Annotated in this window: 20 protein-coding genes; 12 read left to right on the top strand and 8 right to left on the bottom strand. The window is 72.2% G+C overall.

The annotated features are described in order from the left end of the window. The first annotated feature begins 8 nt into the window (after positions 1-8). The gene (locus tag AB0G16_RS30635; RefSeq protein ID WP_362812827.1) at positions 9-122 is read left to right on the top strand and encodes an RICIN domain-containing protein; all 114 of its coding nucleotides are present in this window, start codon (positions 9-11) and stop codon (positions 120-122) included. Positions 123-225: 103 nt separating this feature from the next. Here AB0G16_RS30635 and AB0G16_RS30640 read toward each other — a convergent pair whose 3' ends face one another. Further along, positions 226-1074, bottom strand: a complete 849-nt coding sequence (locus tag AB0G16_RS30640; protein WP_362812716.1) for a fumarylacetoacetate hydrolase family protein — start codon at positions 1072-1074, stop codon at positions 226-228. 114 nt (positions 1075-1188) lie between these two features. Then, positions 1189-1959 (bottom strand): FadR/GntR family transcriptional regulator, encoded by a 771-nt coding sequence (locus AB0G16_RS30645; RefSeq protein WP_362812719.1) that lies wholly within the window; start codon positions 1957-1959, stop codon positions 1189-1191. 139 nt (positions 1960-2098) lie between these two features. On the opposite strand from AB0G16_RS30645, the gene AB0G16_RS30650 reads away from it, so the two are divergent. The 4 genes from AB0G16_RS30650 to AB0G16_RS30665 are packed head-to-tail and all read left to right on the top strand — an operon-like array spanning position 2099 to position 6404. Further along, complete coding sequence (locus AB0G16_RS30650) at positions 2099-3367, top strand: extracellular solute-binding protein (protein ID WP_362812722.1); 1269 nt, start codon at positions 2099-2101, stop codon at positions 3365-3367. A 4-nt stretch (positions 3368-3371) separates the two neighbouring features. Further along, a complete protein-coding gene (locus tag AB0G16_RS30655; protein ID WP_362812726.1) occupies positions 3372-4358 on the top strand; it encodes a sugar ABC transporter permease in 987 nt (328 codons plus the stop codon). Next, the gene (locus AB0G16_RS30660) at positions 4358-5185 is read left to right on the top strand and encodes a carbohydrate ABC transporter permease (protein ID WP_362812729.1); all 828 of its coding nucleotides are present in this window, start codon (positions 4358-4360) and stop codon (positions 5183-5185) included. Before AB0G16_RS30655 ends, AB0G16_RS30660 begins: the two co-directional genes overlap by 1 nt. A gap of 25 nt (positions 5186-5210) precedes the next feature. After that, complete coding sequence (locus AB0G16_RS30665) at positions 5211-6404, top strand: mandelate racemase/muconate lactonizing enzyme family protein (RefSeq protein WP_362812732.1); 1194 nt, start codon at positions 5211-5213, stop codon at positions 6402-6404. A gap of 96 nt (positions 6405-6500) precedes the next feature. On the opposite strand, the gene larE is transcribed toward AB0G16_RS30665, so the two are convergent. The 5 genes from larE to AB0G16_RS30690 are packed head-to-tail and all read right to left on the bottom strand — an operon-like array spanning position 6501 to position 11347. Next, positions 6501-7328, bottom strand: a complete 828-nt coding sequence (gene larE, locus AB0G16_RS30670) for an ATP-dependent sacrificial sulfur transferase LarE (RefSeq protein WP_362812735.1) — start codon at positions 7326-7328, stop codon at positions 6501-6503. Beyond that, positions 7325-8497: a nickel pincer cofactor biosynthesis protein LarC gene (gene larC, locus AB0G16_RS30675; protein ID WP_362812738.1), complete on the bottom strand. Its 1173-nt coding sequence runs from the start codon at positions 8495-8497 to the stop codon at positions 7325-7327. Before larC ends, larE begins: the two co-directional genes overlap by 4 nt. After that, on the bottom strand, positions 8494-9294 hold the full coding sequence (gene larB, locus AB0G16_RS30680) for a nickel pincer cofactor biosynthesis protein LarB (RefSeq protein ID WP_362812741.1): 801 nt from the start codon (positions 9292-9294) through the stop codon (positions 8494-8496). The genes larC and larB overlap by 4 nt, the downstream gene beginning before the upstream one ends. Beyond that, complete coding sequence (gene larA / locus AB0G16_RS30685; RefSeq protein WP_362812744.1) at positions 9291-10571, bottom strand: nickel-dependent lactate racemase; 1281 nt, start codon at positions 10569-10571, stop codon at positions 9291-9293. The genes larB and larA overlap by 4 nt, the downstream gene beginning before the upstream one ends. Further along, on the bottom strand, positions 10568-11347 hold the full coding sequence (locus AB0G16_RS30690; protein ID WP_362812746.1) for a FadR/GntR family transcriptional regulator: 780 nt from the start codon (positions 11345-11347) through the stop codon (positions 10568-10570). The genes larA and AB0G16_RS30690 overlap by 4 nt, the downstream gene beginning before the upstream one ends. Before the next feature lie 307 nt (positions 11348-11654). On the opposite strand from AB0G16_RS30690, the gene AB0G16_RS30695 reads away from it, so the two are divergent. The 7 genes from AB0G16_RS30695 to AB0G16_RS30725 all read left to right on the top strand — a co-directional run bounded on the left by AB0G16_RS30695 (position 11655) and on the right by AB0G16_RS30725 (position 23917). Further along, entirely contained in the window at positions 11655-13034 is a 1380-nt protein-coding gene (locus AB0G16_RS30695; protein WP_362812749.1) for an enolase C-terminal domain-like protein, read from the top strand. Further along, positions 13034-13798: an SDR family oxidoreductase gene (locus AB0G16_RS30700; protein WP_362812752.1), complete on the top strand. Its 765-nt coding sequence runs from the start codon at positions 13034-13036 to the stop codon at positions 13796-13798. Before AB0G16_RS30695 ends, AB0G16_RS30700 begins: the two co-directional genes overlap by 1 nt. Then, positions 13795-14865, top strand: a complete 1071-nt coding sequence (locus AB0G16_RS30705; protein ID WP_362812756.1) for a sugar ABC transporter substrate-binding protein — start codon at positions 13795-13797, stop codon at positions 14863-14865. The genes AB0G16_RS30700 and AB0G16_RS30705 overlap by 4 nt, the downstream gene beginning before the upstream one ends. Continuing rightward, positions 14855-16417, top strand: a complete 1563-nt coding sequence (locus AB0G16_RS30710) for a sugar ABC transporter ATP-binding protein (RefSeq protein WP_362812759.1) — start codon at positions 14855-14857, stop codon at positions 16415-16417. Before AB0G16_RS30705 ends, AB0G16_RS30710 begins: the two co-directional genes overlap by 11 nt. Continuing rightward, complete coding sequence (locus AB0G16_RS30715; RefSeq protein ID WP_362812762.1) at positions 16410-17432, top strand: ABC transporter permease; 1023 nt, start codon at positions 16410-16412, stop codon at positions 17430-17432. Before AB0G16_RS30710 ends, AB0G16_RS30715 begins: the two co-directional genes overlap by 8 nt. A 75-nt stretch (positions 17433-17507) precedes the next feature. Next, the gene (locus tag AB0G16_RS30720; RefSeq protein ID WP_362812765.1) at positions 17508-20363 is read left to right on the top strand and encodes a glycoside hydrolase N-terminal domain-containing protein; all 2856 of its coding nucleotides are present in this window, start codon (positions 17508-17510) and stop codon (positions 20361-20363) included. Between the two features lie 824 nt (positions 20364-21187). Next, positions 21188-23917, top strand: coding sequence for a beta-L-arabinofuranosidase domain-containing protein (locus tag AB0G16_RS30725; protein ID WP_362812768.1), 2730 nt, complete (start codon positions 21188-21190; stop codon positions 23915-23917). A gap of 158 nt (positions 23918-24075) precedes the next feature. Here AB0G16_RS30725 and AB0G16_RS30730 read toward each other — a convergent pair whose 3' ends face one another. Next, a complete protein-coding gene (locus AB0G16_RS30730; RefSeq protein ID WP_362812771.1) occupies positions 24076-25335 on the bottom strand; it encodes a glycoside hydrolase family 16 protein in 1260 nt (419 codons plus the stop codon). Positions 25336-25512 lie beyond the last annotated feature (177 nt).

Below are 25512 nucleotides of genomic sequence, written 5' to 3' on the forward strand. Positions count from 1 at the left end.
TCACCGGCGTGCAGTCCGGCAAGTGCCTCGACGCCAACGCGGCCGGTACGGCCAACGGCACCAAGCTCATCCTCTGGGCCTGCAACGGCGGCACCAACCAGCGCTGGAGCCTGCGCGGCTGAGCCGGTCGTCTCTCATGCACTCACCCGGGACGGTCCTCCCCGGGGCGGTCCCGCCGCCCCGGGACGGTCGCTCACACGCGGCCGGGGAGCGTTCCGTCCGCTCTCACGCCTGCCCCATCCGCTGGCGCTGGCGGCCCAGGCCGTCGATCTCGACCTCGACCACGTCGCCCGCGCGCAGGTACGCCTCCGGGCCGATGCCCAGGGCGACCCCGGCGGGGGTGCCGGTGTTCACCACGTCGCCCGGCTCCAGGACCATGAATTGGCTGAGGTACCAGATCACGTGATGAACCCCGAAGATCTGATTCTTGGTGCTGCCGTTCTGGCGGAGCCGGCCGTTGACCCACAGGCGCAGGCCGAGCGCCTGCGGGTCGCCCACCTCGTCCGGCGTGACCAGCCAGGGTCCCAGCGGGTTGAACGTCTCGCACGACTTGCCCTTGTCCCACTGGCCGCCGCGTTCGTTCTGGAACTCCCGCTCGGAGACGTCGTTGGCGATCGCGTACCCGGCGATCACGCCCGCCGCCTCCACCGGGGAGGACAGGTAGCGGGCCGTGCCGCCCAGGACCACCGCCAGCTCGACCTCGTAGTCGGTCTTCACGCTGCCGCGCGGCACCAGGACCTCGTCCTCGGGGCCGACGACGGTGTTGGGCGCCTTCATGAAGACCACCGGCTCGGCGGGGACGGCGGCGCCGGTCTCCTCGGCGTGGTCGGAGTAGTTCAGCCCGATACAGATGATCTTCCCCGGCCTGGCGACCGGAGCGCCGATCCGCTCGTACGGCCCGGCCTCGGGCAGGGCGCCCCCGGCGAGGGCGGACCGTACCCGCTCGACGCCTCCTCCGGCGAGGAACGCGCCGTCGATGTCGGCCGTCAGACCCGACAGGTCCAGCGTCCTGCCGTCGGGGCCCATGACGCAGGGCCGCTCCCGGCCCGGCGGACCCACCCGCAACAGTTTCACGAAACGCCTTCTTTCACGTGGTTCGCAGGCACGCCCGTCGGGCCGGGCCTGGCGGATTCATCGGATCGGGGGAAAGTCTCCGGACGCCGCGTCCCGGCCGGGCGGGGTCCGCGTTCAGCGCTCCAGGCGCACGGGCTCGTCCGGCCCGCCGCGACGGACGATCCAGGCGTCGGTGATGTGGGTGAACATCGCCTCGGCGGCGCCGCCGGGGTCGTGGGCGGCGATGCGCTCGTAGATGCGGCGGTGGCCGAGGTTGGAGGCCACGCACAGGGCCCGCTGGGGCTGGCCCATGTAGCGGGCGGTGTTGACGACCTGACTCTCCAGGGCCCGCACCACGCCACGGGCGATCCGGTTCCCGGACGCCTGCATGATCGTGTCGTGGAAGGCGAGGTCGTGCTTGGCGTACGTGACGTGGTCGTCCACGAGCTCGTCCATCCGGTCCACCAGCGCGCGCAGCCGGTCGACGGTGTCCGGGCCCGCGAGACGGGCGGCCAGGTTCGCCATGTCGGACTCCAGCACGCGCCGGGTGACGACGAGGTCGTCGAGGATGGCCAGGCCCTCGTCCTGGGCGATGCTCGCCGCGAGGACGTGCTCGTCGAGCATGTCCCACATCGTCGGCTGGGTGACGACGGTGCCGCTGCCCTGGCGGATCTGCACCAGCCCCTTCTCCTGAAGGATCTTCAACGCCTCGCGGACGACGGTCCGGCTCACCGCGAAGGCGTCGCAGAGCGCGGGTTCGGCGGGCAGCGGCGTGCCCGGGGGGTGCACTCCACGGACGATGCGCTCCACCAGCTCGGCCGTCACCGCCCTCGCGAGGTTGGCCGGGCGGCGCACCCATGCCGGCGGGGACGCGACGCCCGGCGGCGACTCCTGCGATGTCGTCATATCTCCTCCGCTGCCGCGGACGGCGCCACATTTCAACATCAGTATATGACACACATATTGACGTAAGACGTCATACGAATTACGTTTCGCCTCACATCGCGGCCGGGCGAGCCGGCCGTCCTCTGGAGAGTGAACATCGATGAAGCAGCGAATAGTGTGGTCCGCCGTCCTGGTCACGGGGCTGGCCCTGGCCGGCTGCGGAAGCGCCAGCCGTCCCGCGTCGTCGCCGAGCGACTCCGGCAAGGTCACGAAGCTCGTGGTCTGGGACTGGAAGTCCGGTGACGCGGCCGCGGCCTCCTACGTCAAGAAGGCGAAGGACGACTTCGCCAAGAAGCACCCCGGTGTCACGGTCGAGTTCGTGGCCCAGCCGTTCGACCAGTACTACACCCTGCTGGGCGCGGCCATCCAGTCCGGTGCGGGACCGGACGTCATGCTCTTCAACGGGGGCGGCCAGATCCGCGACCGCGTGGACGCGCTCCTGCCGCTCGACCAGTACCTGGCCGAGGACAAGGAGCGCCTGGCGGGCTGGGACGCGTTCAGCAAGGACGGCAAGGTCTACGCCGCCCCGGTGACGTTGCAGGGCCACCCGATCTACTACAACAAGACGCTGTACGAGAAGGCAGGGCTCGCCACCCCCGCCACGACCTGGGAGAAGTTCATCGGCGACTGCGCCGTCATCAAGCAGAAGACCGGGGCCAGGTGCTTCGCGCTCGGCAACAAGGAGGGCGCCGGGATCCAGTTCTTCATGTCGGGCCTCGGCTCGGGCATCATGACCTCGCAGGAGTACGACGACTGGATCGCCGGCAAGCGCGACTGGGACTCCCCCAGCGTGAAGAAGATCTTCAAGCTGTGGAAGGACGCCGGTGACGCGAAGCTGAACAACGACGGGGCCAACTCGACCGCGATGTTCAACGACGCCTTCACGATCTTCAACTCCGGCAAGGCCGCCCACATCATCGGCCTGATGTCGGACATCGGGCACTGGAAGGACTTCAGCGAGTTCCTGGGGCCCGACAAGGTCGGCGTCATGCCGTCCCCGGTCGTCACCGACGGGACCACCCCGAGCCTCGCCTACGACGGCGGCATCGGCTACGCGGTCGCGAAGTGGGCCAAGGACCCGGGGCTGGCCGCCGACATGGTGCGGTCGCTGACCACGACCGACGCCCTGACCTCCTTCTACTCCGAGGCCGGCGCGATCGCGTCCGACACCACGATCGACGTGTCGCAGGGCCCCGCGGCCGTCGGCACGATCGTCTCCCAGCTCAAGGCCGGCAAGCCCGCCCTGCACGTCGCGTTGTCCTCCAAGACGCTGGACCTGATGGGCAGGCTGTCCCAGCAGCTCCTGAGCGGATCGGCGACCGTCGACGAGGTGGTGGAGCAGCTGGCCGCCTCGGATCGGGCGAGCTGATCGCGTGCCGATCCGAGACTCGTCACCGCTGGTCCGCCCGGTCGGCCCCGGGCGGACCGGCGGGGGGGAGACCGGCCGGCGGGCGCGCCGCGGTGACACCGCGACCGCCTCCCGGCCGGCCTCCCGCGCGCTGCGTTCCGAACGCCTCGCGCCCTACGTCCTGGTGGCCCCGGCCGTACTGATCATCGTCGCGCTGCGGCTGTGGCCGCTGCTGATGGGCGTCAACTTCTCCTTCACGGGCGACGGCGAGCGCAACGGGACGATGGTCGGCCTCGACAACTACGTGGAGATGTTCCAGGACGCGACGTTCCAGAGCGCGCTGCGCAACGTCGGGCTGCTGGTGCTGCTGCTTCCCGTGGCGGTGGCCATCCCCGGCCTGCTCGCGACGTTCATCTACCTGCGCGTTCCCGGGCACCGGGTCTTCCGCGGCGTCTACTTCTTCCCGGCCGTGCTCTCACCGGTGATCATCGGTGCGATCTTCAACCTCCTGCTCGCCTTCGACGGCCCGCTGAACACCGCCCTCGCGGCGATCGGCGCCGGCCCGGTCGACTGGCTCGGCGACCCGGACGTCGCGATGTTCGCGGTCGTCGGCGTGCACGTCTGGGCGACCTTCGGGATGTCCCTGGTGGTGTTCCTCGCCGGGTTCGCCACCCTGGACCCCGCGCTCCTGGACGCGGCCCGGGTGGACGGCGCGTCGCTCCCCCAGATCATCCGCCACGTGATCATCCCGGGCCTGACCCGCACCATCCAGTTCGTCTTCGTGACCACGATGATCGGGATGCTGACGTCCATGTTCGGCCTGCTGTACGTCATGACCAGCGGGGGCCCGGAGGGGTCCACCTACCTGCCGGAGTACTACGTCTGGATCCAGCAGGGGCAGATGAACCGCCCCGCGCTCGCCTCGGCCGCGTCGACGGTCCTCTTCCTCGTCATGCTCGTGGTGGGGCTCATGCAGATCAGCGTGCTCCGCCGCGCCGGAAGGGAGGACTGATGTCCGGCAGCCGCCTGACCAGGTGGGTGGTCGCCGTCCCGATGGCGCTCCTCGCGCTGGCGACGATCTACCCCCTGGTGTTCACCACCAACGTCGCCATGAAGAGCCGGCGCGAGTACGTCCTCGACCGGTTCTCCCCGACGACCTCCCTGCAGTGGGAAAACATCGCCACCGCGTGGAACAGCGTCGGCATGGCGCGGTACTTCGCCAACTCGCTCGTCGTGGTGACGATCTCGGTGGTCGTCCTGCTGCTGCTGGGGTCGATGGCGGGCTTCGCGCTGAGCCAGCTGCGGTTCCGCGGTTCCAAGGCGCTCTTCCTGGGCTGTCTCGCGGCCCTGTTCATCCCGTTCCAGGTGATCATGGTGCCGCTCGCCCGGGTCATGGCGGACACCGGCCTCATCGACACCTACCCGGGGCTGATCCTGGCCTACGTCGCGCAGTTCCTCCCCTTCACGATCTTCCTGATGACGAGTTACTACAGGACCGTTCCGGGGGAGATCGTCGACGCGGCGAGGATCGACGGGAACACCACCTACGGCGTCTACCGGCGGGTCATGCTGCCGATGGGCACCCCGGCCCTGTTGTCGGTCGGCATCCTCAACGCCCTGTTCTGCTGGAACGACGTCCTCATCTCCCTGCTGATGATGCCGTCGGCCGACCACCGCACCCTCATGGTCGGGGTCACCTCGCTGCGCGGGCAGTACTCCGACGACATCCCCACCTTCGCCGCCGGGGTCCTGATCGCCGCCGTACCGGTGCTGATGGTCTACCTGTTTCTCCAACGCCAGATCGCCGACGGTGTCACCGCCGGTTCCACGAAGGGCTGACATGCGTATCTCGGGGTATCGCACGTTGACGACGGTCCAGGAATGGGACCGTCCGGTCGGCGACGCCAACGGCGTCTACGCCGACGGGACCGTCCCGGTGTCGATCATCATGGTGGACACCGACGAGGGGATCACCGGCGCCGGCATAGGGCCGCGCGTGGAGCTCGACTGCGTCTTCGCCGCCATCGAGGGTGAGGACCCGCGCGGCGTCACGGCGCTGTACGACCGCATGCTGCGGCAGACCTTCAAGGCGGGTCACGCGGGCGCGGTGTTCGGCACCATCGGCGCGCTCGACACCGCCCTGTGGGACATCAAGGCGAAGGCGGCCGGCGAGCCGCTCTGGCGCCTGCTGGGCGGGCGCGACAGGCGGGTTCCCGCCTACGCCTCGGGCCTGGACATCGGCCTGACCGACGACGAGCTCGTCTCGGCGTACGAGGTCTACGCCCGGCACGGCCTGCGGGCGGCCAAGATCAAGGGGGGCCTCGACATCGAGCGGGACCGGCACCGCCTGACGCTGGTCCAGGAGGTCCTGACCGAGGCCGCACGCGGCACGCGGCCGGGCCTGATGCTCGACGTGAACGAGTCCTGGTCGCGCAAGCAGGCGATCCGGCACGTGCACGAGCTCGAGCGCACCCTGGACCTCATCTGGATCGAGGAGCCCGTCCGGCGCTGGGACGCCGAGGGCCTGGCCGTCGTCGGCCGCGGGATCCGCGCGTCGGTCGCCACCGGGGAGAACCTCACCGGGCTGGAGCAGTACCGTCCGCTGCTGGCCGCGGGGGCCGTCGACATCGTCCAGACGGCCTCGGTCTGGGGGGTCACCCACTTCCTGCGGGTGTCGGCCCTGGCGCACGCCCACGACCTGCCGGTCAGCCCGATCGGCAACATCCCGGTCGGCCTGCTGCACGCCGCGACGTCGGTGCCGAACCACCTGGTCAGCGAGCTGCAGGACCTGCGGCCACCGGTGGGGGTGTCGGTCGACCTGAGCGTCGAGGGCGGCGCGTTCCTGCTCGGGGACTCGCCCGGCCTGGGTCTCGCGATCGACGAGGACGCCATCGGGGGGCTCACCCGCCTGCCGGGCACCCTGACGGCCGACGGTCCCGGCGTCCGGCCCGAACAGGCCGGGCGGCGGCTGCTGCCGGGGTCCGACAACGGCCACGTCGAGCGGCAGCGCCCACTGGCCCCCCTGGTCGTGGACGGCCGGCGTCCGACGCCGGGGTGAATCCACGACGCGGGCCCCACCGGCCCGTACCGCGGCGCTCCCGGCCGGCCGGGCGTGCCCCGCGCGCGTCCCCGCGCGCGGGGCACGCCCGGCCGGTCACGGGCGGAGCGGCTCGATGTTCAGTGCCCCGGAGCGGAAGGCCGACACCTCCACCTCGGCGCCGGGGAAGCCGGCCTCGCGCACGGCCGGCACCAGGCCCGCCAAGGCGGCGGCCCGCGACGTCAGGCCGGCGTCCAGCTCCACCCGCACCCGGTCGCCGAGGTCGCGCACCCTCAGGTCGGTGACGAGCAGGCCGGCCCGGGCCAGCAGGCGGCGCACCGCCCGCTCGGCCGTCTCGACCCGGTGCAGCCGGGCCGGCGTCACCTCCACGCCGTAGGCGATCCGGCTGGCCAGGCAGGGCGCGGCCGGCTTGTCCCAGACGGCCAGCCCCCACGCCCTGGCGGTCCGCCGTACCTCGGCCTTGGTCATTCCGGCGTCGCGCAGCGGGGCGATCACCCCGCGCTCGTCGGCGGCCCTGATCCCCGGCCGGAACGGGTCGACGGCGTCGTCGGCGTTGGTGCCGGTGGCGACGTGCGCGAAGCCGTGCTCCCCCGCCACCCGGCCGATCACGTCGAGCACCTCCGACTTGCAGAAGTAGCAGCGGTCGCGGCCGTTGGCGCGGTAACCGGGGTTCGCCGTCTCGGCGGTGGCCGGCAGCAGGTGCGAGACGCCGAGGGAGGCCGCGAACCGCAGGGCCGTGTCGCGTTCCTCGGCCGCCAGGCTGTCGGAGACCGCCGTCACGGCCAGCACCCGCCCCGTCCCGAGCGCCCGGACCGCCGCCGCCAGCACCAGCGCGGAGTCGGCCCCGCCGGAGAAGGCGACGGCGAGCGAGGGCAGGGCCGCCAGCCGTTCGAGCAGTGCGTCGATCCTGGCGTCGGGATTCATCCCGCTCCCTCCTCCTGCGCCGGGCGCCGTTCGCGGGCCGACCGCAGCGCGCGGGCGGCCGTCTCGCGCAGGGACAGGCCGAGGGCGGCCGAGGCGGCGGCCACGTCGTCGTGTTCGGGTTTGGCCGAGTGGGGACCGTGCTTGACCCGCACGCGATGGCCGGCCAGGTCCACCTCGACGGTGTGGCGGGGCAGGGCCGTGCGCCCGACCGCGACCTCGCGCACGCCGAGCGCGCCGGTCTCGGCGAGGACCAGCTCGCGCAGGGCCGGTACGGCGAGGGGGCGGCACAGCACGTGCAGCACGTGCGCGGGCCGGCCCTTCTTCATGACGGCCGGGGTGACCCAGGCGTCCAGGGCGCCGGTGTCGAGGGCCCGTGCGATCGTGTGGCCGAGCACCTCGCCGGTGACGTCGTCCAGGTTGGTCTCCAGGACGACCAGGGACTCGGTGCCGGCGTCGCGGGCGGGCTCGGCGACGGTGACGGCGACGACGTTCGGGCGGTCGGGAAGCTCACGGGTGCCCGCGCCGTAGCCGGTCGCCACCGGGATCATCGCCGGCGGCGGGGTGTGGCGCGCCCCCATGGCGCGCAGCAGCGCCGCCCCGGTGGGGGTCACGGTCTCCCCGGGCAGGTCGCAGCCGGTCACCACCGCCCCGCGCAGCAGGGCCGCGGTCGCGGGGGCCGGTACGGGCAGCACGCCGTGGCGGGTGGTCACCGTGCCGGTGCCGAGGGGGATCGGGGCGCAGTGCACGTCCGTGACGCCGAGCAGGTGCAGCGCGGCGGCCACGCCGACGATGTCCACGAGCGCGTCGTGGCCGCCCAGCTCGTGCAGGTGCACCCGCCCGGGGTCGGTGCCGTGGATCGCCCCCTCCGCCTCGGTGATCGCCCGCAGCGCGGCGGTGGCCAGGGCGGCGACCGGTTCCGGCCGGGCGGCCGCGGCCATGGAGATCAGCTCGGCCGCCCGCCGTTCGGTGGCCGTGTCGGTGGCCGTGACCCGTACGCGGGTCGCCGCCAGCCCGTGGGTGAGCACCCGCCCGGCCGTCAGCTCCCACCCGGTCAGGCCGGTCGATCCCACCGCCGCGCGGATGCCGTCCGGCGGTGCCCCGGCGTCGACGAGCGCCGCCAGCAACATGTCCCCCGCCAGCCCGGTGAACGGGTTGATCCAGCAGATCACGGCCCGTCCCCCTGCTCCGCCGCCGCCCCGCCCGCCGGGAGCGGGGTGGGCGCGGCGGCCGGGGACGGGGAGGACGCGACGGGCGGGGCCGGGGCGGCACGGCGGGCGGCGGCGCGGGCGAGCCGGTGGGCGGCCATGGCGGCGCCGAAGCCGGAGTCGATGTTGACCACGGTGAGGCCGGCGGCGCACGAGGACAGCATCGCCAGCAGGGCGGTGACGCCCTCCAGGGCCGCGCCGTACCCGACGGAGGTGGGCACGGCGATCACCGGCGCCGCCACGAGACCGCCGACGGCGCTGGCCAGCGCGCCCTCCATGCCCGCGACGACGATCACCGCGTCGGCGGCGCGCAGCCGCCCGGTCTCGGCGAGCAGCCGGTGGATGCCGGCCACGCCCACGTCGCGGATCACGGTGACGTCCAGCCCGAGCGCCCGGCCCACGGCCGCCGCCTCTGCCGCCACCGGCCCGTCGGAGGTGCCCGCCGTGACCACCGCGACCGCGAAGGCGCCGGTCGCCACGGGCCGCCACACCAGCAGCCGCGCCACCGGGTCGTACGACCCTCCCGGCACGGCCGCCAGGACGGGCCCGGCGACCGCCTCCTCGACCCGCGTGGCCAGCACCGGGCCGACGTTGCGGTCGAGCAGGGCGGAGACGATGGCGGCGACCTCCCCGGCGGTCTTGCCCGGCCCGTAGACGACCTCGGGCGTCCCCTGGCGGGCCTCCCGGTCCACGTCGACCCGGGCGAACCCCAGGTCCACCGCGTCCACGGCGTCCACGGCGTCCACGGCGCGTTCGCTCATGGCCGGCCGCCGGACAGGTAGGGAATGGTCTGCGGGCCCTCCGGCAGCACGCACACGCGGGCGCCCGGCCCGGCGGCGGCCAGCGCCTCGGTCACCGTGGCCGCGATGTCGCCGGTCCGTTCCAGGTGGGCGGCCGCCAGGTCGGCCTCGCCGAGGTGGGAGGTGTGCATCACCACCCGCGCGCCCGCCTGGACACGCGCCTGGATCTGCACCTGCCACTGGTCGGGGACGGTCACCGGCCGGGCGGCGATCGCGTCGAGCAGCGCCCGCGGGGAGGACTCCGAGGCCAGTACCTCACGGTAGGAGCCGTGGTCGGGGAAGCCGTCGCGGCACTCGGCGGCGCAGACGATCACACCGCCCGGCCGGACCACCTGGAACGCCGCCGACATGCCCTTGACCGACTGGTAGAGGTTCTGGTCGAGGGGGTAGCCGGAGTTGGTGGTGACCACCACGTCGAAGGGCTCCTCGACCCGCCGCATGGCGACCCGGCGGGCGGCGGCGGTGGCGGCGGCGTGCATGGGCAGGATGTCGCCCCCGAAGGCCGCCACGATGTCCTTGTCCCGGTTGAGGATCACGTCGAGGGCGAAGGTCACCCCGGTGCCCTCGGCGATGGCCCGCACGTCGTCGTGCACGGGGTTGCCCTCGATCACTCCCCAGGTGGCCCGGGGGTCGCCGATGCGCGCGGCGTCGTGCAGGGTGAGCACGGTCTCCAGCGCGGCCAGGCCGGGGGCGACCAGCTTGGGGCCGCCGGAGAAGCCGGCGAAGAAGTGCGGCTCCACGAAGCCGGTGGTGATGCGCACGTCGGCCTCGACCCAGGCGGTGTTCAGCCACACCGGCACGTCCTTGCCGAAGCGGCCGAGGTAGGTGAGCGATCCCGGGTCGCGGGCGTCGTGGTTGACGATCCGCACGGAGTCCACGACCGTGTCGCCGAACATCGCGCGCAGTTCGGCCTCGGTGTTGCCGCGGTGGGTGCCGGTCGCGACGAGGATCGTCACGTCGCCGGGGTCGACGACGCCGTCGAGCTCGTCGAGGATCGCCGGGATCATCAGGTGCCGCGGCTGGGGGCGGGTGATGTCGCAGGCCGAGATGGCGACGGTCTGGCCGGGCCGTACCCTCTCGCGCAGCGGCGGCCCGGAGACCGGGTGGCGCAGGGCCGCCCGCAGCGCGCCCGTCTGGTCGGGCGCGGCCGCCTGGTGGACGGGGGTGACCACCGTGGTGGCCTCGTCGGGCAGCTCGATCGTCAGGCCGGTCTCCCCGTAGGCCAGGCGGATCCTCATCGTGTCCCCTCGTCGGCCGGCTCCGGCCAGAGCCCGCCGGCGATCCCGGCGCCGGCGGGGGGCCGATCGCCGTCGGCCCCGGCCGGGGAGCCCTCCACGTTCTCCAGCACCGAGCGCAGCCACGTCTCGGTCGTGCCGATGTGCACCAGCGCCGCCGCCTGGGCGAGCGCCGCGTCACCGGCGGCCAGGGCGTCGTGGATCGCCTCGTGCTCGGCGATGGTCGTGTGCGAGCTGCCGGCCTCGACCGTGCCGCGCCACACCCGCATCCGCAGGGTACGGCCGGAGATCCCCTCCAGCAGGGTGGACAGCGTCTCGTTGCCGGCCGCCCGCACCACGGCGTGGTGGAAGGCGGCGTCATGGTGGTTCAGCTTCTCCACGTCGTCGCGGGCCGCGCGCATCGCGGCCAGGTGCTCGCCGACCTCGGCGAGCTGTCCGGCGGAGATCCGGGACGCGGCCAGCGCGGTCGCGGCGGGTTCCAGCATCCGCCGCACCTGGACGATCTCCAGCAGGGTGTCGTCACGCAGCAGCTCGACGGCCAGCCCCAGCCCTTCCAGCAGCAACCGCGGTTCCAGGCTGGTCACGTAGGTGCCGTCGCCCCGGCGCACGTCGAGCACCCGGGCCACGACCAGCGCCTTGACCGCCTCGCGCAACGGGTTGCGGGAGACCCCGAGCTGGGCGGCGAGCTGGTGCTCGGGGGGGAGCCGCGCCCCGGGGGGAAGGTCGCCCGACCGGACGAGCGCCCGGATGCGGGAGATCGCCTCGTCGGTCAGGGACATGGGCACGGCCTCCGGTCGCGGGAGCGCTCGATCGGTACGCGGGTCACCGCGGGAACATAACAGACATCCCATGTTCGCGCGAGAGGCCGGCCCACCGCAAGACCGGCGTGGGCTACGCGCGCACAGTGGCGTCTGAAATATTCAGCTTTTTCATCATATTTGCGGTATTTCGCCGCTGGGTCTGGACACGTCGCGTGCGGCGGATTACAAAGACATCCCATGTCCATGTGGTGAAAATTTCTTCACCGTCCGGAAACATTCGCTGGAGGTAGACCTTCGTGCGCACCCATCGCCGGAACGGGGCACCGTGACGGAGCTGATCACCGCGGTCGAGGCCCACGACATCCGGTTCCCCACCTCTCGGCACCTCGACGGTTCCGACGCCATGAACCCCGAACCCGACTACTCCGCCGCCTACGTGATCGTGCGGACCGGCGGCGGGCAGGAGGGGCACGCGCTCGCCTTCACCGTCGGGCGCGGCAACGAGCTCGCCGTCGCCGCCGTGGAGTCGCTGGCGCCGCTGGTCGCCGGCCGGCCGGTGGCGGAGGTGCTCGGCGATCTCGGCGGGGTCTCGCGCCGGCTCACCGGCGACAGCCAGCTGCGCTGGCTCGGCCCGGAGAAGGGCGTCATCCACATGGCGGCGGGGGCCGTGCTCAACGCCCTGTGGGACCTTCGCGCGCGCAGGGCGGGCAAGCCGCTGTGGCGGCTGCTGTCGGAGCTGTCGCCGGAGGAGATCGTCGACCTCGTCGACTTCCGCTACCTGGAGGAGGCGCTCACCCGCCAGGAGGCGCTGACCATCCTGGGCGACGCCGAGCCGGGCCGCGCCGGGCGCCGCGCGCGCCTGCTGGCCGAGGGCTACCCGGCCTACGCCACCACCCCCGGCTGGCTCGGCTACACCGACGACAAACTGGTCCGGCTGGCCAAGGAGGCGGTCGCCGACGGGTTCGGCCTCATCAAGCTGAAGGTCGGCGCCGATCCGGCCGAGGACGTGCGGCGCGTGCGGCTGGCGCGCGAGGCGGTCGGCCCCGACGTGCGCATCGCCGTGGACGCCAACCAGGCGTGGAACGTCGGCCAGGCGATCGAACGCCTGGCCCCGCTCGCCGAGTTCGACCTGTACTGGATCGAGGAGCCCACCTCCCCCGACGACGTGCTCGGCCACGCCGCCGTCCGGAGGCGGGTCGCGCCCATCAGGGTCGCCACCGGCGAGCACGCCCACAACCGGGTGATGTTCAAGCAGTTCCTGCAGGCGGACGCGATCGACGTCCTGCAGCTCGACGCGGCCAGGGTCGCCGGGGTCAACGAGAACATCGCCATCCTGCTGCTGGCCGCCAAGTTCGGGGTGCCGGTGTGCCCGCACGCGGGCGGCGTCGGCCTGTGCGAGATGGTCCAGCACCTGGCGATGTTCGACTACGTGGCCGTCAGCGGCACCGTCGAGGACCGCGTCATCGAGTACGTCGACCACCTGCACGAGCACTTCACCGACCCGGTGGTGATCGTGGACGGCCACTACGTCGCTCCCCTCGAACCGGGCGGGGGCGGCGAGATGCACCCGGCGTCGCGCGCCGAGTACGCCTACCCGCACGGCCCCCGGTGGGCCACCGGCGCGGTCACCGGCACGGCCATCGGCACCGGCGCGGTCCTCGGCACGGCCTTCGACACGGCCGCCGGCGCCGGAGAGGTGGCGTGATGGGCACCTTCGACGGGCTCGCGGCCGTCGTCACCGGCGGCGCCTCCGGCATCGGCCTGGCCACCGCCACCCTGCTGGCCGGGAGAGGGGCCCGCGTGGCCTGCCTCGACCTGTCCCCCGGCGTGCCCGAGCCCCTGCTCGGCATCCGGGCCGACGTGACCGACGACGCGTCGGTGCGGGCCGCCGTGGCCGAGGCCGCGGACCGGCTCGGCGGCATCGACGTCCTGGTGAACAACGCGGGGATCGGCGCCCAGGGCGGGATCGAGGACAACGACGACGACGAGTGGCGCCGGGTCTTCGACGTCAACGTGTTCGGCATGGTCCGGGTGGCCAGGGCGGCGCTGCCGTACCTGCGGGCCTCGCGGGCCGCGGCGATCGTGAACACCTGCTCCATCGCGGCGACCGCCGGGCTGCCGCAGCGGGTCCTGTACTCCTCCACCAAGGGCGCGGTGCTGTCCATGACGCGGGCCATGGCGGCCGACCTGGTCGCCGACGGCGTCCGCGTCAACTGCGTCAACCCCGGCACCGCCGACACCCCGTGGGTGAACCGGCTGCTGGAGGCCGCCCCCGACCCCGAGGAGGAGCGCCGGGCGCTCGCCGCCCGCCAGCCCATGGGCCGCCTGGTCTCGGCCGACGAGGTGGCCGAGGCCGTCGCCTACCTGGCGAGCCCTCTCTCCGGCTCGACCACCGGCACCGACCTGGCCGTGGACGGGGGCATGCACGGCCTCCGGCTGCGACCGAGCACAGGAAAGGAACGACCATGAGACGAGGACTCGCCCTGGCGGCGGCCGTCGCCCTGGCGGCCGGTCCGGCCGCCGCCTGCGGGGGCGACGCCGGCGGCGGCACGGCGGCCGCCCCGGGAGGCGACAGGCCGGTCGTCGGGGTGGACTACCCCCGCTCCGACACCGACTTCTGGAACTCCTTCATCACCTACGTCCCCCGGTTCGGCGCCGAGAACGGGCTGGAGCTGAAGACCACCAACTCGCAGAACGACATCTCCACGCTCACCGCCAACGTGCAGAGCCTCGTCGGCCAGGGCGTCAAGGGGCTCGTGCTGGCGCCGCAGGACACCGCCGCCGTGGCGCCCACCCTCCAGCAGCTCACCGCCAAGAAGATCCCCGTCGTCATGGTCGACACCCGCCCCGAGCAGGGCGAGGCCTACATGGTGGTACGCGCCGACAACCGGGCCTACGGGGAGAAGGCGTGCAGGTTCCTCGGCGAGAAGCTGTCCGGCAAGGGCAAGGTCGTGATGCTCCAGGGCGACCTGGCCTCCATCAACGGCCGCGACCGCACCGAGGCGTTCAACGAGTGCATGAAGGCCGACTACCCCGGCGTCACGGTGTTCGGCGAGGCCACCAACTGGGACGGCGCCGTCGCCTCGCAGAAGCTCCAGACGCAGCTCACCGCCCACCCCGACATCAAGGGCGTCTACATGCAGTCGAGCTTCGCCCTGGCGGGCACCCTGCAGGTGCTCAAGCAGCGCGGCCTGCTGGTCCCGCCGGCCGACCCCAAGCACGTCTTCGTCATCTCCAACGACGGCATCCCCCAGGAGCTGAAGGAGATCGCCGCCGGCAACATCGACGCCACCGTCTCGCAACCGGCCGACCAGTACGCCAGGTACGCGCTGGAGTACACCAAGGCCGCCATCGAGGGGAAGACGTTCAAGCCCGGCGCGACCGACCACGACAGCACCATCGTCCAGGTGCGTCCGGGCCTGCTGGAGGACCAGCTCTCCGCGCCCCTGGTCACCGCCGACGGCGGCACCTACGGCGGCGTCCCGAGCCTCAAGGCGGACGACTCCTCGCTGTGGGGCAACAACCTTGGCGGCTGACCCGGCGCCCGCCCCTGTCGTCGAGGCGGTGGGCGTCAGCAAGCGATACGGCGAGACCGTCGCGCTGGACCGCGCCGGAATACGGGTCATGCCCGGCCGGACCCACGCCCTGGTCGGCCGCAACGGGGCCGGGAAGTCCACCCTGGTCTCGATCCTCACCGGCCTGACCTCCCCCGACGAGGGCGAGGTGCGGTTCGGCGGCGAACCCGCCCCGCGCCCGGCCGACCGCGACGCCTGGCGGCGGCGGGTGGCGTGCGTCTACCAGAAGTCCACGATCATCCCCGAGCTGAGCGTGGCGGAGAACCTCTGCCTGAACCGCCACGACCTGAACCGGTTCGGGCTGGTCCGCTGGGGCGCGCTGCGGCGCAAGGCGACCACGCTGCTCGCCGACTGGTCGGTGGACGTCGACGTACGCCTGCCGGCCGGCGAGCTGGACGTCGAGCGGCGGCAGTTCGTGGAGATCGCCCGCGCGCTGTCCTTCGGCGCCCGGTTCATCGTCCTCGACGAACCGACCGCCCAGCTCGACGCCGCCGCCATCACCCGGCTGTTCACCCGCGTCCGCGCCCTGCAGGAGCAGGGGGTGACCTTCCTGTTCATCAGCCACCACCTGCAGGAGATCTACGAGATCTGCGACACCGTCACGGTCTTCCGCGACGCCCGGCACATCCTGACCACCGCGGTGGCCGACCTGACGCGCGCCGAGCTGGTGGCGGCGATGACGGGGGAGGCCACCGGCCTGACCGAGGCACTCCCCCGGGCGCCCGTACCCGCCGGCGCCGGCGAGGTGCTCGGCGTGCGCGGCCTGTCGTACGGCGACGCCTACCGGGAGGTCGACCTCACCGTCCGGGCCGGCGAGATCGTCGGCCTGGCGGGCGCGGCGGCCAGCGGCCGGACCGAACTGGCCGAGACCGTCGCCGGGCTGCGCGCGGCCGAAGCGGGCGTGATCGAGGTCGCCGGCCGCCGTCCCCGTCCCGGCAGCGTGCCCGACGCGCTCGCCGCGGGTGTCGGCCTCGTCCCCCGCGACCGGCACCACCAGGGATTCGTCCCGATGATGTCGATCGCCGACAACGCCACCATGACCGTCCCCGAACGGCTCGGCGAGGCCGGCCTGATCAGCGGCCGGCGGCGTGACCGGCTGGCCAGGACCCTGATCACCAATCTGGCGATCAAGACCCCCGGCCCCGGCCTGCCCGTGACGGGCCTGTCCGGCGGCAACCAGCAGAAGGTCGTCATGGCCAGGGCGCTGGCCTCCGGCCCCCGGCTGCTCGTACTGATCACCCCCACCGCCGGGGTGGACGTGAGGTCCAAGGAGTTCCTGCTCGGCAAGGTGGAGGAGACGGCCGCCGGGGGAAGCGGCGTGCTGATCGCCTCCGACGAGCTCGACGACCTGCGGCTGTGCGACCGGCTGCTGGTGATGTTCCAGGGCCGTCTCGTCGCGGAGATGGCCGCCGGATGGCACGACCACGACGTGGTGGCGGCCATGGAAGGAGTCCGGCTCGATGTCCCCCACGCCCCCGACACCCTCGATGTCCCCGATGACCCCGATGTCTGAGAAGACCCTCACGCCCGCCGCGGAGAGCGCCGCCCCCCGGCGGGAACGGCCACGGGTGCGGCTGGCCGGGCTGCGCGACTTCGCGCTGATCCCCGCGATCGTCGTGATCGCCGTCGTCGGCCAGACCGTCAACCCGATCTTCCTGCAGGCCGACAACCTGATCAACATCCTGCAGACCATGTCGGAGATGTCACTGCTGGTCATGGCGCAGACGATCGTCCTGGTCGCCGGCAAGATGGACCTCTCGCTGGAGTCGACCTTCGGCCTGGCGCCGGGCGTGGCCGCCTGGCTGACCGTCGCCGTCGGCTCGGGCGCCGGGCTGGGCGTGCTGTCGGGCGTCTGGGCGATCCCGGTCACGCTGGCCGTCGGCGCGCTGATCGGCGCGGTCAACGCCCTGCTGATCGTGCGGTTCGGGCTCAACGGCTTCATCGTCACCCTCGGCATGCTGATCGTGCTGCGCGGCCTGCTCACCGGCGTCTCCGGCGGCCAGACCTTCTTCAACCTGCCGCCGTCGATGCTCTACCTCGGCTCGGCCCTGTGGCTCGGCGTGCCCGCCTCGATCTGGCTGTGCCTGCTGCTGTTCGCCTTCGGCGTCGTGCTGCTCGGCTTCACCCGCTACGGCCGCGCCCTGTACGCCATCGGCGGCAACGTGGACGCGGCCAGGGCCGCCGGCATCCGTACCGGCCGGGTGCTGTGGACCGCCCTGGTGGGCGCGAGCCTGCTCGCCGCCCTCGGGGGCCTGCTGCTGTCGGGACGCCTGGCCTCGGTGGCCGCCTCCCAGGGCGACGGCGCCATCTTCACCGTGTTCGCCGCCGCCGTCATCGGAGGCGTCAGCCTCAACGGCGGCAAGGGCACCATGTTCGGCGCGTTCACCGGCATCCTGCTCCTCTACATGATCCAGAACGTCCTCACCCTGGCCGGCGTGCCCGCCCAGTGGATCCAGGCCCTCAACGGCGCCATCATCCTCATCGCCCTCGTCCTGTCCCGACTGACCGGGGGCAAGGTCCAGGAATGACCTCCCCCGGTCGTCCCCTCCCGTTCCTCCGCCCTGGCGCCTCCGGGCGCCGCACCCCCTACCGATGGGAACGACATGTCCGACGAGAACCACCTGTCACGCAGACGACTGATGCAGATCGGAGCGGCCGGAGCCGGCTCCATGCTGTTACCGCTGCAGTGGACGGCGGCCGCGCGGGCCGCCTCGGCGCCCCCTCCGGCGGTGAGCGCCGCCGGTGACCTGGCGCTGTGGTACGACGAGAGCGCCGGCAACGACTGGCTGCGCGCGCTCCCGATCGGCAACGGCCGCCTGGGCGCCATGGTGTTCGGCAACGCCGACACCGAGCGGCTGCAGCTCAACGAGGACACCGTCTGGGCCGGCGGCCCCTACGACCAGAGCAACCCCCGGGGCGCGGGGGCGCTCGGGCAGATCCGGCAGCTGGTCTTCCAGAACCAGTGGGGCCAGGCCCAGACCCTGATCGACCAGAACATGCTCGGCAGCCCCGCGGGCCAGCTCGCCTACCAGACCGTCGGCAACCTGCGGCTGGCCTTCGGCAACGCCTCCGGGGTCTCGGAGTACGTCCGCTACCTGGACCTGACCACGGCCACCACGACGGTGTCGTACCTGAAGAACGGCGTGCGCCACCAGCGCGAGACGTTCGCGAGCGCGCCGGACCAGGTGATCGTCATGCGCCTGACCGCCGACAGGCCCGGCTCGATCTCGTTCTCCGCGACGTTCGACAGCCCCCAGCAGACCACGCGGTCCAGCCCGGACTCCGCGACGGTGGCACTCAGCGGCGTCTCGGGCAGCATGGAGGGCAAGACCGGCGCGGTCCGGTTCACGGGCCTGGCCAAGGCCGTCGTCGAGGGCGGCACCGTCACCAGCTCCGGCGGCACGCTGCAGGTGACGGGCGCGAACAGCGTGACGGTGCTGATCTCCATCGGCTCCAGCTACCGTAACTACCGCGACGTCGGCGGCGACCACCAGGGCATCGCACGGCAGCACCTGGGCGCCGCCGCCGCCAGGAGCTTCACCGAGCTGCGCGACCGGCACGTGGCCGACTACCAGCGGCTGTTCGGGCGCACGACGCTGGAGCTCGGCCGCACCTCCGCGGCCGACCAGCCGACCGACGTGCGGATCGCGCAGCACAACGGCGTCAACGACCCGCAGTTCTCGGTGCTGCTGTTCCAGTACGGCCGCTACCTGCTGATCTCCTCGTCCCGGCCCGGCACCCAGCCGGCCAACCTGCAGGGCATCTGGAACGACTCGCTGGCGCCGGCCTGGGACTCGAAGTACACCATCAACGCCAACCTGCCGATGAACTACTGGCCGGCCGACACGACGAACCTGTCGGAGTGTTTCGACCCGGTCTTCGCGATGATCAACGATCTCACGGTCACCGGCGCCCGCACCGCCCAGGTCCAGTACAACGCCGGCGGCTGGGTGACCCACCACAACACCGACGCCTGGCGGGCCACCTCCGTCGTCGACGGCGCGGCGTGGGGCATGTGGCAGACCGGCGGCGCGTGGCTGGCCACCCTGATCTGGGAGCACTACACCTTCACCGGCGACATCGAGTTCCTGCGGCGGTACTACCCGGCGATGAAGGGCGCCGCGCAGTTCTTCCTCGACACCCTCGTGCAGGAACCGAGCCTGGGGTTCCTGGTCACGAACCCGTCGAACTCCCCGGAGCTGCCCCACCACAACGGTGTCACCGTCTGCGCGGGCCCCACGATGGACAACCAGATCCTGCGCGACCTGTTCAACGGCTGCGCCAAGGCCGCCCAGGCGCTCGGCGTCGACGCCGACTTCCGCACGCGGGTCCTGGCCACCCGCGACCGACTCCCCCCGATGAAGACCGGCTCGCGCGGCAACATCCAGGAGTGGCTGTACGACTGGATCGAGACCGAGCCCGCCCACCGGCACATCTCCCACCTGTACGGCCTGCACCCCAGCAACCAGATCACCAAGCGCGGCACCCCGGCGCTGTACAACGCCGCGCGGCGGACCCTGGAGTTGCGCGGCGACGACGGGACCGGCTGGTCGCTCGCCTGGAAGATCAACTACTGGGCGCGGATGGAGGAGGGCGCCCGCGCGCACACCCTGATCCGTCTCCTGGTGACGACGGCCCGGCTCGCGCCGAACATGTTCGACCTGCATCCGCCGTTCCAGATCGACGGCAACTTCGGCGCCACCTCCGGTATCGCGGAGATGCTGCTGCAGAGCCACAACGGCGAGCTGCACGTGCTCCCGGCGCTGCCGTCCGCCTGGCCGGCCGGGAAGGTGCGGGGCCTGCGGGGGCGCGGCGGCTACACCGTGGACACGACGTGGAGCGCCGGCACGGCCACCGAGATCCTCGTCAGGTTCGACCGCGACGGGACCGTCAACGTCCGCAACCGGATCTTCACCGGCACCCACCAGGTGGTCGACGCCGAGAGCGGCGCCGCCGTCACCGTCACCAAGCCCGAGGCCGACGTCGTCGCGCTGACCGGCCAGGCGGGCCGCACGTACCGCCTGACCGGGACCGGCGCGCCGCAGCCCACCTATGTGCGGATCACCAACGGGACCACCGGCCTGGCCCTGGACAGCGGCGGTAACGTCGCCTCCGGGTCGAACCTCAAGCAGTGGAACTACGACGGCAGCGCCAACCTGCAGTGGCAGCTCGTCGACCTGGGCGGCGGCTGGTACCGCATCGTCAACCGCGCCAACGGCATGGTCGTCGACAGCTGGGGCAACGCCGCCAACGGCGCCGTCGCCCGGCAGGCGGCCTGGAACGGCGGCAACAACCAGCAGTGGCGCCTCAACCCCACGGGCAACGGCCGCAACCAGATCGTCAACCGCGGCACCGGCACGGCCCTGGACGGCATGGGCAACGCCACCGCCGGCTCCAACGTGGCCATGTGGGCGCCCAACGCCAACGCCAACAACCAGTGGACCGTCACGGGTGTGTGACGCCCGGCGACCCGTCCCCGGCGCGGTCGTCGTGCGCCCGGCCACGGCCGGGGACGGATCTGAGGTGGCCGGCGACGGCACTCCGGACGTCCTCGGATGAGCGGGCTTATCGCCCGGGGGCGGGTCCTCCCCGGGCGAGCGGTCCGGCCGCCGGTCCGGCGGGCGCCGGAAGCCGCTCGCCGAGGGGAGCCGCCATGCCCGATGGCCGAGGCACCGACCGGGCACCGACCGGGCACCGACCGGGGACCGGCCGGGCACCGGCCGGGACATCACCCGGGTCGTCGGCCGGGACGGTGACCGGACAGCGACCAGGGCGTCGACCGGGTCATGGGAACCGGCGGAAATGAATCTGAAACTTACGGTTGCCATCGTGTGACTTCTGTGAAATTTTCACTTGTGCGGGAACCGCCGGGAGATCTTCCTCCGGGCGAATGTCCAGGCGGTGAGCGTGCCGATGACGACGCCGGGGCCGGCGAGGGCCGAGGCTCGTTGACGCCGGCCCGCCGGTCGGATGTACTTCGCGACACACCCTCTCCCGGGAGCAGGCCATGACGATCTCGGACCACGAATGTTAGCGATAACAACCACCGGCGGCCACCCCGTCCCCGACCGGCCCCGGAACGCCGGGCGCACCCTCTCCGTGACGCTCGCCCGCCACGGAGGCGCCGCTCCCCATGACACCCTCCACCGGCCCTCTCCCACGATGTTAGCGCTAACACCCCTCGAGGCGTGATCCCTCCCGACGCCCCAGCGACCTGACCATGTGAAACGGTCGGCCGAACCCGATGCCCCGGCCGGTCGCCGCACCCCCTAGGAGCCTCCTCATGTCCTTGAGCCGCCGCCAGCTCTTCCGGGCCGCGGGCGCGACCGCCGCGCTCTCGGCCGTCGGCCAGGTCGTGGGCACGTCCCACGCCATGGCCGCCCTCCCCTGGGCCAGATCCGAGATCGGCGCCTCGGCCTACGAGTTCGACCTCGGCCAGGTCCGGCTGACCTCCGGCCGCTGGCTGGACAACCAGAACCGCACGCTCAACTACCTGCGCTTCGTCGACGTCAACCGGCTGATGTACGTCTTCCGCGCCAACCACCGCCTGTCCACCAACGGCGCGGCGGCCAACGGCGGCTGGGACGCGCCCAACTTCCCGTTCCGGTCCCACATGCAGGGCCACTTCCTGACGGCCTGGGCGCAGGCCTACGCCGTGCTCGGGGACACCGTCTGCCGGGACAAGGCCAACCAGATGGTCGCCGAGCTGGCCAAGTGCCAGGCCAACAACGGCGCGGCCGGGTTCACCGCCGGTTACCTGTCGGGCTTCCCCGAGTCCGACATCACCGCGGTCGAGAACCGCACCCTGAGCAACGGCAACGTGCCCTACTACTGCATCCACAAGACCCTCGCCGGGCTGCTGGACGTGTGGCGGCACATCGGCAACACCCAGGCCAGGAGCGTGCTGCTGGCCCTCGCCGGGTGGGTGGACACCCGCACCGGCCGCCTGTCCTCCGGCCAGATGCAGGCCATGCTGGGCACCGAGTTCGGCGGCATGAACGCCGTGCTCACCGACCTGTACCAGATGACCGGGGACTCCCGCTGGCTGACGGTCGCCCGGCGCTTCGACCACGCCGCGATCTTCGACCCGCTGGCCTCCAACCAGGACCAGCTCAACGGCAAGCACGCCAACACGCAGGTGCCCAAGTGGATCGGCGCCGCGCGCGAGTACAAGGCGACCGGGACCACCCGCTACCGCGACATCGCCGCCAACGCCTGGGCCATCACGGTCAACGCCCACAGCTACGTCAACGGCTCCAACAGTCAGGCCGAGCACTTCCGCGCCCCCAACGCCATCGCCGCGCACCTGGCCAGGGACACCGGCGAGGCCTGCAACACCTACAACATGCTCAAGCTCACCCGCGAGCTGTGGACGCTGTCGCCGAACCGGGCCGACTACTTCGACTACTACGAGAACGCCCTGATGAACCACCTGATCGGCCAGCAGAACCCGGCCGACAGCCGGGGGCACGTCACCTACTTCACCCCGCTCAACCCCGGCGGGAGAAGGGGCGTCGGCCCGGCCTGGGGCGGCGGCACGTGGAGCACCGACTACAACTCGATGTGGTGCTGCCAGGGCACCGGCATCGAGACCAACACCAAGCTGATGGACTCGATCTACTTCCACAACGGCACCACGCTGTTCGTGAACCTGTTCGCGCCCTCCACTCTCGACTGGTCCCAGCGCGGCATCACGGTCACCCAGACGACGTCGTACCCGGTGAGCGACACCACGTCGCTGCAGGTCACCGGGAACGTGAGCGGGTCGTGGACGATGCAGGTCCGCATCCCGGCCTGGACCCAGGGCGCGACGATCAGCGTCAACGACGTCCAGCAGGACATCGCCACCACCCCGGGCACCTACGCCTCGATCACCCGGTCCTGGACGTCGGGCGACACGGTCACCGTGAAGCTCCCGATGCGGGTGATCCTGAAGGCCGCCAACGACAACCCGAACATCCAGGCCGTCACCTACGGCCCGGTCGTGCTGTCGGGCAACTACGGCAACACCTCCCTGTCGTCGACGCCGACGCTGACCCCATCGACGATCACCCGGACCAGCACCTCGGCGCTGGCGTTCACGGCCACGGCCAACGGGGCGACGGTGAACCTGGGCCCGTTCTACGACGCCGCCAACCACAACTACGTCGTCTACTGGAACGCCACCGGGCAGGGCAACGGGGGCGGCACGGCGAGCTTCCGGCTGATCAACGCCGCCAGTGGGCTGGCGCTCGGCATCCAGAACATGTCGACCGCGGACGGCGGCCTGGCGTTGCAGTGGACCGACAACGGCAGCACCGACCACGACTGGGTGCCGATCGTGGACGGCAACGCCCTGCGGTTCCGCAACGTCAACAGCGGCAAGGTGCTGGGCGTCGAGAACATGTCGACGGCCGACAACGCCCGGGTCATGCAGTGGGCCGACAACGGCACCGCCGACCACCGGTGGACGGTCACCGACGTCGGCGACGGCTCGGTCAAGATCCGCAACGTCAACAGCTCGAAGCTGCTGGGCACCCAGAACGGCTCGACCGCCAACGGCGCCCAGGCGGTGCAGGACCCCGACAACGGCTCGGCCGACAACCAGTGGCGGTTCGTGCCCAACGGGGCGCGCCGCATCCAGAACGTGGCGACCGGCATGGTGCTCGGGGTGACCAACATGTCCACCGCCGACGGCGGGCTCGTCGTCCAGTGGGGGGACACCGGCACCGCCGACCACCTCTGGACGGCCGTCGTCGACACCGGCGGTTACCTGCGCCTGCGCAACTCCAACAGCCAGAAGGTGCTGGGGGTGGAGAACGCCGCCACCGCGGCGGGCTCCCGGGTCATGCAGTGGGCCGACAACGGCACCAGCGACCACCGCTGGCGGCTGCGCCACGGAGGCAACGCCACCTTCCGCATCCAGTGCGCCAACGGCGGCCGGGTCCTCGGTCTGTCGGGCACCGCCCAGGGCGCGCAGGTCGTGCTCTCCGACGACAACGGCTCGAACAACAACCTCTGGAGGTTCCTGTAGGGGACGCGCCGGCCGGCCCTCCGGGCCCGCTGCCGGGTACGGCCGGCGCTCCACGTCTTCCCCGTCCCGGTTCGGTGACCTTCCCCACCGGACCGCGGGCACCCGGGGCCCTCGGCCCCGGGTGCCCCGAGGCGCCCGCGGACCGCGGGCACCTCGGGTCAGCGGTACTGGGTGTGGGCGTTCGGGTACATGCGGATCCAGTCGACGTCCTGGCGGGCCGGGCGCATCAGGGTCCCCGAGGGGGGGAACATGTCCATCTGGGCGCCGCCGTTGGTGGAGTTGTAGCGATCGATCGAGGCGTTGACCGTGCAGACCAGGTTGCCGTCGACGTACCACTTCACCGAGCTCGGCTGCCAGTCGACGGCGTAGTTGTGGAACTGCGTCGAGTCCACGGTGATCGAACAGTGGGTCTGGGTCCCGCCGTGGTGGACGAAGAGGTACACGGCGGACGAGGCCACGTCGCGTTCCGCGAAGTCGATCTCCGCGTTGACGTAGTCGGCGTCGTTCTCCGGCCACAGCAGCGGCACGGCGTGGTAGGCGCGCCCGCCGTTGTCGGTGAGCGGGACCGCGCGTTCCCGCACCTCGACCCGGCCGTACCTGAAGTGCCGCATCCGGCTGTACAGGCCGCCGGTCCTGCCGTCGGCGGTGCCGGTGACCGACAGGTACCCACCGCCTTGCGTGGTCTGCGACGCGCATCGCTGGCCGTGGCCGTTGTAACCGGCCGAACACCCGGTCGTCTGGCCGGGATCGGCGCCGAACAGCCCCCACTTGGTGAGGTCGACCGCCGTCCCGTTGTACTCGTCGGACTGGCCGGGCACGGGGGTGCCCCAGCCGTGGCGGACCGCGGCCTGGTCGCTCGGCGCCACCGCGCCGAGCTGATAGTCGCACCTGGTGGCCTTGAAGTTGGTGCCCGTCGCGGAGCCGAAGTCACCCACCTGCAGCACGTGTGCGGAAGTCGCCCCGGCCGGGGCGGTGAAGGTGGCCGACACCGGCGTCCAGGTTCCGCCGGTCGAGGTGGACGCCGGCAGGCTGACGAGCGGTCCGTGCTGTTCGGTCATGTACTGACCGGCGGAGTTGTACCACTCCACGACGATCCGGGCGGTGCCGGAGCCGTACACCACCCGGTCCTGCGCGGAGAACGTCCAGGTCTGACCGGCGGTCACCCCCACCTGCGGCATGTAGAACTCGCGGCCCCCGGTGTCGAACGCCCAGCTCGCACCGGCGAGGTCGCCGACGGGGTCGCGGGTGACCCAGCCGCCGTCCATGGAGCCCCAGCCGTTGAGGTTGGAGGCCAGCACCGGATTGCCGCACGCGTTGGCGAGCGCGGTCACGGGATGCGCGGGCAGGACGAGCAGGGCCGCCGCCAGCACGGCGACGCCGGCGGCCGCCAGGCTCCGCCGGAAACGGGAGTACCTCATGCGGGCTCCTGACGTGATGTCGGTGATTTCACGCCTGCAATGAGACGCCGGGGGGCGGCAGGACCGACAGTGCGGGGGTGCACTGTCTCCGGCCGCCGGGCGGGATGCCCGGCCGTGCCCGGCGCACGGCCGGTTCACCCGGATCCCCGGGAGGGTTCCCCGGCCCCGCGGGCCGGT

Source organism: Streptosporangium sp. NPDC023615, from assembly GCF_040640155.1.
Taxonomy (GTDB): Bacteria; Actinomycetota; Actinomycetes; order Streptosporangiales; family Streptosporangiaceae; genus Streptosporangium.